The sequence below is a fragment of the Sphingomonas lycopersici genome (assembly GCF_026130605.1).
Classification (GTDB): Bacteria; Pseudomonadota; Alphaproteobacteria; order Sphingomonadales; family Sphingomonadaceae; genus Sphingomonas; species Sphingomonas lycopersici.
Map to the genome: position 1 here is coordinate 204,340 of NZ_JANFAU010000004.1, position 8,949 is coordinate 213,288.

9 protein-coding genes are annotated in these 8,949 nt (G+C 58.9%); 2 read left to right on the top strand and 7 right to left on the bottom strand.

From position 1 onward, the window contains the following. Positions 1-257 precede the first annotated feature (257 nt). On the bottom strand, positions 258-839 hold the full coding sequence (locus NED98_RS10565) for a hypothetical protein (RefSeq protein WP_265312943.1): 582 nt from the start codon (positions 837-839) through the stop codon (positions 258-260). A 266-nt stretch (positions 840-1,105) separates the two neighbouring features. Between NED98_RS10565 and NED98_RS10570 the strand changes: the two genes are divergently transcribed. Together NED98_RS10570 and NED98_RS10575 are read left to right on the top strand one after the other, a co-directional pair. Continuing rightward, on the top strand, positions 1,106-1,444 hold the full coding sequence (locus NED98_RS10570) for a hypothetical protein (protein WP_265312944.1): 339 nt from the start codon (positions 1,106-1,108) through the stop codon (positions 1,442-1,444). 248 nt (positions 1,445-1,692) lie between these two features. Beyond that, entirely contained in the window at positions 1,693-2,106 is a 414-nt protein-coding gene (locus tag NED98_RS10575; RefSeq protein WP_265312945.1) for a hypothetical protein, read from the top strand. A 236-nt stretch (positions 2,107-2,342) separates the two neighbouring features. On the opposite strand, the gene NED98_RS10580 is transcribed toward NED98_RS10575, so the two are convergent. The 6 genes from NED98_RS10580 to NED98_RS10605 form a co-directional block, all read right to left on the bottom strand. Further along, positions 2,343-3,062, bottom strand: a complete 720-nt coding sequence (locus tag NED98_RS10580; RefSeq protein WP_265312946.1) for a site-2 protease family protein — start codon at positions 3,060-3,062, stop codon at positions 2,343-2,345. Positions 3,063-3,065: 3 nt separating this feature from the next. Then, positions 3,066-4,097 carry a DUF2167 domain-containing protein gene (locus NED98_RS10585; RefSeq protein ID WP_265312947.1) on the bottom strand — a complete coding sequence of 344 codons (1,032 nt, stop codon included), beginning with the start codon at positions 4,095-4,097 and terminating at the stop codon, positions 3,066-3,068. Positions 4,098-4,495: 398 nt separating this feature from the next. After that, a complete protein-coding gene (locus NED98_RS10590; protein WP_265312948.1) occupies positions 4,496-4,978 on the bottom strand; it encodes a hypothetical protein in 483 nt (160 codons plus the stop codon). 1,249 nt (positions 4,979-6,227) lie between these two features. Then, entirely contained in the window at positions 6,228-6,947 is a 720-nt protein-coding gene (locus NED98_RS10595; RefSeq protein WP_265312949.1) for a PA1136 family autoinducer-binding transcriptional regulator, read from the bottom strand. Between the two features lie 16 nt (positions 6,948-6,963). After that, a complete protein-coding gene (gene hchA, locus NED98_RS10600) occupies positions 6,964-7,812 on the bottom strand; it encodes a glyoxalase III HchA (protein ID WP_265312950.1) in 849 nt (282 codons plus the stop codon). A gap of 635 nt (positions 7,813-8,447) precedes the next feature. Further along, positions 8,448-8,948 (bottom strand): toxin-activating lysine-acyltransferase, encoded by a 501-nt coding sequence (locus NED98_RS10605; protein ID WP_265312951.1) that lies wholly within the window; start codon positions 8,946-8,948, stop codon positions 8,448-8,450. Position 8,949: the final 1 nt, after the last annotated feature.

Sequence of the window (8,949 nt, forward strand, 5' to 3'; positions counted from 1 at the left end):
ACACTCAATCCGGGGCCATTTTTCCGGGCGCACGAGGTAAGTGGGCGGGCAACTTAAAGGACGAGCCATTCACCGCATGACCGGGCTTGGGGACAAAGTGCTCAGGCAGCTATTGGGAAACGAATCGCAGGTAGCTGCCGGGCTGGATTTCGATTTGCAGCCCGACAACGGCGAACAATCGCATGAGGGGCATCGTTGGACGATGAAGGGACCGCTTCTTGGCATTCCTTGTCGCGCGGCGCAGCCAGGGGCAAACGTCAATGCGTGATCCTCCACACCAAGACCCCCGCAGCTAACTGAACGCCGAGGAACATTAGCGTGGCAAAGGCGCAGAACGGGACCACGCCATAGACAAAGAGGCGCGGCGCCTTCTCTGGCCCGGGATCCACCAGCTTTCCCGCTTGTGCCTGCTGAACGGCATCGAAGATCGTGTCCAGCGGATAGACGTATTTGTCGCCCGGGATCATCACAGTGCCGACACCACCCGTTCTCGGCTCCAGTCGCACCCAGTTTTCTCCAGAACGGCCGGTCGGGACGAATTGCACGGTCGCCATGCGATAATCCGCCCAGCGATAGCTTGAGGGGCGACCATAACGCGTCATGGTCATTCCCTCCTTCGAAAGCGTGAGCGTGTCCGGCTGGATGACGAGACGGAGCAAACCCACTTCCCACCAGAGCATGCCAAGGAGCACGAGCGCGAACCCCAGCCCGAACCACCAATGATCGGGAACCTCGCCATAAAGGAACCCGCCGAGGAACAGGAAAGCGCCCGCGGTGAACAGTGGGAAAAAAGCGGGAATGATGATCGCGAGCGGCAACGCCTTCGCGCGGCTCGTCATAAAACTCAACGTCGGACCGGGATCACCCATAGCGTCGAATTAGGTCCTCGCTGGTTAATCGGCCGTCACCGTTCACGCAATTTCGGCTCGAAAGATACTGGAACAGGGTGTCCCCGTCCCTCACCGTCTGGCGCCCTGCCTTTCGGTAAAGTTTGTCCGAGCCGGCGTCGTGAGGGACAGACCGGCGGCATTCGCCCCAGTAGTGGACATTTGAGCAGGCGTGATATGGGCTTGGAAGCAGGCGCTGAAAATGCTTTGCTGCCTGCATGAACAAGGCGTCCAAAATCCTCCTCGTTGGGCTTGCGGGCGTAGGTACATTCGACATTGGCTATGAGACCGGCCAGTCGCGTGCGCTTGAAAGCGAGAGGCGGTTGCACGATTGGAACGGTTCTATCGGGCAAGCGCAGGACGCCGCGAAGCGCTGGGCGGCGAAAGTACACGAAACACCATCTATGGCGATGTCGAACCGATACGCGCGATACATTGCCTTCCCCGATAAGAACTGCATTCAATTGAGGCTGAGGGATGGCGTAGGCGGGGTGCCGATCTACTGTTATCGGTCCAACACCCTGCAACTCGTAGAGGAATACAGCGAGGTGGAGTGAAGGCTGATCGTCTGCAATTTTAGATGCTTAACCGGAAAGCGGACCGTCTCAAATCCCATCCAGCCCTCCGCGTTCCGTGCTCAGAATCCGACTGGGGGCTCTCGATACCCCGCCCGGCCGAAATCAGGCGCGCCACCGGCCCGACGGAAAGCGCCCTCGCTGCAGGCGCAAGCCGACTAAACAGTCTTGCCTCAAAGTGGCCACTCATCCATCGACTTTGCATATGCAGCTAAAATTGGGAGGAAGGAGTGCGACCGAAAGCTATCCGCTGGTTCGAGCGTTTTCTTCTTGCAGCTCTGCTAGTTGACCTAGCGAACAACATTTCCTCAAGGAGTGCGATTGCCGCGAGCAAGTCTGCTCGTGCATTTCTGTATAACGAGATTACGATTTCTATCGTTAGCATCATCCCGGTAGCAGTAGGTATCTTTTTCTGGTTTCTTATCTCTAAAAAACGAAGCAATGTTGCGCGGTGGATCTTGACCACGCTTGTAGTGTGTGGAATCCTTGGATTCGCTGCAACATTTTTACAAAATACAAATATCGCTTCCCAACGCATGTTTTTCATTGCGGCCATGGCTGAGTTGCTGAAGATTGTCGCTGTAGCCTGTCTATTCTTCCCTGAAGCAAGCGGTTGGTTCGCTCGCGAGCAGCGTCCGATATAGTTGCCAACGAGCAGACAGTCGCCCGACCGGAGTCCGCCCAGCCCTTCGCGTTCCGCGCTTGGAATCTGAGTGGATGGCTCTCGATTCCTGCCGGACGGAAATCGGGCGGGCAACCGGTCCGGCAGAAGGCGCCCCATTTCCGGACGCTCGGGGAGAGGTGATCCGCTAGCCTGATACCTGCCATTGCGAACAGCCCGCCCATCGAGCAAATTGCCGTGGTCGATTTCCACCACCTCCTATCGAATGGCCGGCCCTAGGAGTTCATGGATATTGCTCGTCATGAGGGCGAGAAAGACCACAAGGCCGAGATAGAACAGCCCATATTCGATCTTCTTCTCCAGCGGCACGCCGTAATAGGCTTGGTTCTCCGGGGCGGCCGGATCATACTGCCAGGCATGCTTCAGCGATGGCAGTGCCATGATCGCGATCACAAACAGCAGCGGACTCGGATGGTAGACCATCACGCCGAGGACGATCGGCACACCGAGGAACCAGACGCGCGGAGAAAGTATGCCGGTTATGCGGCCGCCATCAAGCGGTGATATCGGGATCAGGTTGAAAAAATTCAGGAAGAATCCGGAATAAGCGATCGCCAGCATAATCCGGCTATCAAACTCGCGCGCCGCGAAATAGCAGGCCATCGCGCCGATCGTACCAAGGAGCGGCCCGGCGAACGCGACATACGCTTCGGTCTCAGCGTCCGCCGGTTGTTCCTTGAGTTCGATCCACGCTCCCACAAATGGAATGAACGTCGGAGCACCGACCGCGAGACCGCGTTGCTTGGCGGCCAGATAGTGTCCCATCTCATGCAGGAAAAGCAGGCCGATGAAGCCGGCCGCATAGCGCCAGCCAAAGGCCAGCGCATAAACCCCGAGCGACGCGATCATCGTGATCGCCGTGCCGCCAAGCTTTCCGAGCTTGAACAGCTTAAGCGCGAGAATGAGGAGTTTCACCATCTCTTACACGGAAGGGCCGTTTGCGGTCTCTGCAGGCTGCCGGAGATGCTCGATGTCTTCTCCCGTGGGAGCGTCTGCCAGCGCATCGATGCTGGCGTCGTCCGGTTCCGGGGCGTCGCCGCGGCCAAGGAGGCGGCCCAAGAAGCGCTTGGTGGCTGCCCATCCCCCCAAGAGCAGCAGCAATCCGATCTTCCAGGCCTTAAGGAGGAATGCAAGAATGATCGCGAACAGGCCCAACTTCTTGATCGCAACCGCGCCGATCAAGCCCGCAAGGCCGTATGCGGCGACCTTGTCGGTGGCGTTGTTGAAATCCTCGTATCGCTTGCCCGGCGCGAAATCGAGCGACGCGAGGAGATCGCGAGCCACTATCTTATCGGCTTCAATAGCTTTGGAATCGGTGATGAGGTCGAGGCTGAAATACCCTTCCCGGCCGAGAGCGTAGGTATTGTAATTGATATTTTGCGCCTGGTCCGCGGGCGCCCCGCGTATCTGACCCGCGAGCGACCAAATCAGGCGGTGGGTTTTCTCGTCATAATTCGGTTTCTCAACCCAGCCAGTGATGTCGAGCGCGGGAATACCGCGCGCTAGCCGTTCGTCGTTCTGTTTTTCCGTTCCTGCCCGCAGACTCTCGAGCATCGCATCCGGCTGCCATTCCTTGGCGTCCCCATCACGCACATAACCATCATGCACCCAACTGACGTCGACCAGCCAGCGGGCCTTTTCGCCCCGCGGCAGAATCAGTCCGACTCGCCCGGGCTCGCGGCTGTTACCCATTGACGCCATCAGGTCGTTGGCCTGCCGCGCCGGGATAAAGACCTCTCCGGCGGGAATGTGAATCGTCCCTTGTCGTTCGAGCGTAATGTCGCGCGGACCAGCCTGCGCCGCCGACCAGGCGGCCTCTGTCGCCGCACGCATCTGCGCCTCGCGGGAATCCACAGGAGCGGCGCTTGCCGCGCTGCTTAGGCCGAACGCGATCGCTGCTATCGTCTCCGTGGCCAGGCGCATACGCCCACTGAATCTTTTGAAATAATCCATCTTGCCCCCGTTCCCGCGGCACATTCCCCTGAATGCCGCGGAGCTCTCGACCCCAATGGAGACCGTTGATGGCTATTGGATAGCGAGATGAATTTGGAATGAAAACAATATTAGGAATGAATGCATGGTGGCCGGCCGTCGAAAGCGAGCAGGCGCCAGCGGGCAAAACGACCGGCCCCGATTTAAGAAAACGATTTTGAATGGCTGTCCAGCCGCGCCTGCATCTTCCGCCTGACCGAGGGCGCCGCAATCATGGTCATTTAGGAGCGCCCGTCTTGGGATCAAAGGCTGACGGCCGGGGGGAAGCTTGTTGCGAGCGAGGACCATAGCGCCGCGGTCCGTCGAGGTGTGGACGGCTTATGAGCGGCCGGTAACTCGGGCTCGTCGGCGCAGGAAGCCTAATCGTACTCGCAGTCAATGATCTTACGGATCCAATCGGCATCCAGGTAAAGCAGCGCTTCAGCGACGTCGATATGCCCCTTGGCAACGGCTTGCGCCATTGCGGCCGACAGGAGCATCGACTGATCCCAGGCCTCGTTCCGGTGAAGGCTCACATTCTCCACCAATTGCGCAATCGCACGATGATAGTCGTCAGCATAAATCGCGGGAATCTCCGGTCCATGCCCGGTTTGCCGAGCCACCTCAATGGCGGCGGGGAGTTGGAAGAATGAGGAATCGACAGGTTCTATAGCCTGATTTGCGATATGCACGATATGGGGAACCGCGGCGTAGGAAGCAGTGTACACATCTCCTTGATGCCACAGACTGGACCAGAGCGTGAACCATGGTTCGGCTTGATGGCCTGTCTGGGGGGCGGTGGACGAGGCCAATGTTCTCAGAAGGCCGGGGACATCAGCAGCATCACCGAAGGCATGCTGCAATTCGTTCCATCTGGGATCGTCAAGGGATAGCATCAACCTCACTGTACCGATCGGCGCGACTACATCAACTTACCGCAGTCCACCTGAACACGCATTACCTCGCGGCACGGCGGGGACCGGTGCCGAACTTGGAACTTGCGACGACCGGCAGCTTAGTGGCGATCTCAGACTGAAAGCCGGCCGTTGAAAAACCACGTTGAGCTGTTCGGGGGGATGGAATCGGCCGTCAGCACCGGTCAAGCCGTTGTCGCCCCAGAAATGGACGTTTGCCCCTTCGAGATTGACGCCCGGTTGACGACCCTATCACGTGTATTAATATCGCCTAATGACCGGAGCCGAAGGATGCTGACTCGAACCCTCGTGATCAGTCTCGCTATCATAACTTCCGGAGAGCAAGCGGACTCTTATCCTCGGCCTGACTTAGCACAGACCGGATCAGCAGCGTACCATGCAGGTGATTGTCAAATCGCCGGGGAAGGTGAAGGCCGTGGCGAGTTCGACGTTATGATGTGCCAAGACGCGGCCGTTGCCAGACAATCTGATCGCCTCCGGAAAATCATCTCGTCTATGCGTTCATCTCGCCAACGACATGCGCAGCGTGAGTGGAAACGATATCTGGACTTGCAATGCTCTGCAGAAACTCTTGACGTCGCCAATTCGGCGTTGACGTATCGAAATCAAGTCATTCTCGAGTGCAAGGCTGTACTCATCTCGGATCGCGCATCCTACCTCGAATCGCTGGCCAGCACGATGGGTAAGCAATGATCGGACCGTGTTTTGTCGGCTTTCCCCATTGATCGCCCGATAACTGCCGGGCCGCCTTCCACCCAGCTCAAGGCGCTCGATGATCGCGGGCGCCATGCTCAACGAGGGTGAAGCAGCCTGGCGGCTATCGGGATCCGCGAAAAGGCGCCCGAACGGCGTAAAGTAGGTCGCGAACCGCCCGACCGGTGCTGGCGACCGATTTTGTCGCCTTGGTCGGCAGGGCCTGGGATTTTGGTCGGACCGCTTCGGAGCCCCGACAACGCGATAGGACACATTCCTGGCTCAGAGTCGGAACCTCCGGCCATATCGAAGCCATCAGCTTCGATAGCATTTGGTAATTCCCGGACCTGCGGCCAGATTTGGCACCCCGCGATCACGCGATGCCCGCGCTTCGCAAGGCCGAAGGCGACACCTCGGCCAAAACCGGACGCCGCACCGGTTATGAGGACTGTCTTTCCCATTCTTATCTCCCGACCCGCGGCGGCTAGGCCGCTATCTCGCCATTGCGGATCGCGACCCGGATCGCTTGCGCGGTCGTCGCGACGCCAAGACGTTTGCGGATTCGCCGCAGATGATTTTCGACGGTGCGCTCCGACAGGCCAAGCGTTGCGGCGATCTCGACCTGTCGCCGTCCGGCGGCAGTCCAAGCCAGAACCTGCCGCTCCCGTCCCGAGAGCTTGCCGGCCGCATCACCGGCAGGGCCTTCCAATATCCTCCGCGCGGCGAGGAAAGCTGACACCGCAACGAGGCCAAGAGTAAGCCGGGCGTGCGCCGATGCGTCGATCTGCTCGCCGCCGAGACTCATCGCTCCTTCCAGCCCAAGCGGACCAAAGATGGGCACCTGAAGTCCATGAATCCCTCGCCCTCGCGGCGCACGAACAATCCTATAAAGATCGCCATTATCCCCAACCGTCTTGGTCCAGAAGAATGGCTCATGGGCTTCAAGGATGTGACGCGTCACCGGACAGCGCCGGATGTAGGTCTCAGCATCGACGCTTTCGCCATCCCCGAACCAGTCGCCCTCGACCCAATAAATACTCTGGAGCACTTCATCCTGCGCGGCAGATGCCGAGAACAGCACGAAACGGTCGTAGCCCAGCGGCCCGGCGAAGGCGCGAACCTCACTCTCAATCGCGGCAAGATCTTCTGCATCCTCGATGGCGAGGACGCTCCGAACAGCCACTTCAGCCGCGACCGCGCTCATTGACCTTTCCAGCCGATCAACCGACGACGTTTGCGAGCAACGTCTCGGCCGCAAGTTTGCCGAGTGCGTTACCAGCCAATGGGCTGTCGCCTGTCAGCAGTTTCCGATCCTGATGCACAGCGCCGGAAATGCCGTCATTGATGATCTCGAAGCCCAGCGCTTTCAGCTTTTCGCCAAACTTCCAGGTCAGATGCCCCGGCATGTAGCCGATGTCAGGAGTCTTGGCGTCAAGTGCATCGGGGAAGGCACAGATTTTGTAACCACGATAGATGTCACTGTCGCCGACCGCGAGGAACGCCGCCGGACCGTGGCAAAGCGAGATCACGAATTTTTCGTTCGCTGCCGCCCATTCCAGCACAGCCTTGACGTCCGCGCTCTTGGGCAGGCCGATCAGTGCGCCATGGCCGCCCGGAATGAAGACGGCCGCATAGTCATCGAGCCCTTGCGCGATCACATCGGCGAGCTTGAGCGGTTGTTTGAACCGAGGATGATATGTGGCGAAAAACCCTTTCACCTCATCATCCTGAGATGGCATCGCCCAGAACTCGAACTTGACCGGATTGCCTGAGATCGTCGCCACATCAAATGCGAAACCGGCCTTATCGAGATGATACATCGGTAGGAGTGTTTCAATCGGATGATTGCCGGTTGAGAAGAATGTACCGTTATCGGTGAGCAAATAGCGCTCGTCGGCACCAATCATCAGGACCTTTTTTCTACCTTGATATGGAGTCCGATAATCCGCGCCGTTCAGGTCAGATTTTGGCGAAGTGAACTGGCTCAGCGAATAGCTTGAGGGAAAGTACGCATTCTCCTCCGCCGGATCGGGCTGCGGCTTCTTGTCGTCTGCTTGAATTTCGGACATGGGGTCCTCCAGGGCATGGAAGCTAGCGACGATAACAGCCGGAAGTCTACCGACAATGGGGGAAATCCCTCAATATCGCGCGTAACGGTCCGAGAGCGCCTCGCGCCATAGCCCTGATCTGCCAACATCAATATTGTCATCCCGGGATAAGGGCCTGAATTCCGGAAGATACCTCGCGCCTCTTTCGCCTCCGATCGATCGCAGATTTGGGGACGTGGAGCCGCCTCTAGCGCCCGGAGCTATCTTCGGCCGCTTTCGTCGGAAGCGGCAAATCCATCAAATGAGGAGAAGAACCAGGCCATCGTCGCGGCAACTGGTTAAGGCGGTCTGGCCGAGTCTAAGCGATGGCACGGTCAGTAGTAGGAAACGGCCGGTCGGCTTTTAGGATTCCTACCAAAGCGCTTGAACGGCATATTGTGGTCGTACACCGCCATTACATCGCTCGTCGGGAACAGCAGGCTCGCCCGTTCCGACGCAATGTCGGCGAAGAGCGGGCTCCTATTCTCAATTCGCGAGCAGCAGCCTGAACCCGGCGATGGTCGTGACTTCGCCGATCGGATCTGGGGACTAAAGCGTCGGTTTGGTTTTGGCGGGGACAACCACCATTGCTGTCGTTCCCCGCCTGCTTCCTGTGACTACCCAAACGTAACCTTGTCCTTGCGGCCGGTTGCGGGGTCGGTGCGGTGCAGACTAAATGTCCGGCCTGCAAACGGCCCGTTGATCAGATCGGCCATCATAGCCTCGGCAAGCCGGTTTTCCGCTGTGCTGAACGGCGCGATCAATTCGAGCAGCCAAAGCCGGTCACCGGCGTTCCACTCCGCGGGATCGAGCCGCTCGCCACGCTCGACCTTTTGCTCGGCCGCCTCCGACAGCCACGCCCAGAGCGCTACGCCGAGCGGCATCTGCTCAAGGCCCTCCTTCGTCACGCCGGGAATGAAGTCCCCGGGATTGACCGCTTCCAGTCCGGGCAACGGCCCGAACCGAAACACGCGGAACTGCTCCTGGAGCAGCGCCGGCATGATCGACCATTCCAAATCGGCGAGTTTCAGGTGTTTGTGCACCGGCGACTGGGTCAGGAGCCAGGTGATTTGGCCCAGCGCCTCCGCAATCGAGCGAGGGCCGTTAGTCGTTTCCACA

Excerpts from the sequence above, each read along its gene's own strand:
- NED98_RS10565 (WP_265312943.1), bottom strand. The coding sequence starts at position 839 with ATGACGAGCCGCGCGAAGGCGTTGCCGCTCGCGATCATCATTCCCGCT.
- NED98_RS10570 (WP_265312944.1), top strand. The coding sequence starts at position 1,106 with ATGAACAAGGCGTCCAAAATCCTCCTCGTTGGGCTTGCGGGCGTAGGT.
- NED98_RS10580 (WP_265312946.1), bottom strand. The coding sequence starts at position 3,062 with ATGGTGAAACTCCTCATTCTCGCGCTTAAGCTGTTCAAGCTCGGAAAG.
- NED98_RS10585 (WP_265312947.1), bottom strand. The coding sequence starts at position 4,097 with ATGGATTATTTCAAAAGATTCAGTGGGCGTATGCGCCTGGCCACGGAG.
- NED98_RS10595 (WP_265312949.1), bottom strand. The coding sequence starts at position 6,947 with ATGAGCGCGGTCGCGGCTGAAGTGGCTGTTCGGAGCGTCCTCGCCATC.
- hchA (WP_265312950.1), bottom strand. The coding sequence starts at position 7,812 with ATGTCCGAAATTCAAGCAGACGACAAGAAGCCGCAGCCCGATCCGGCG.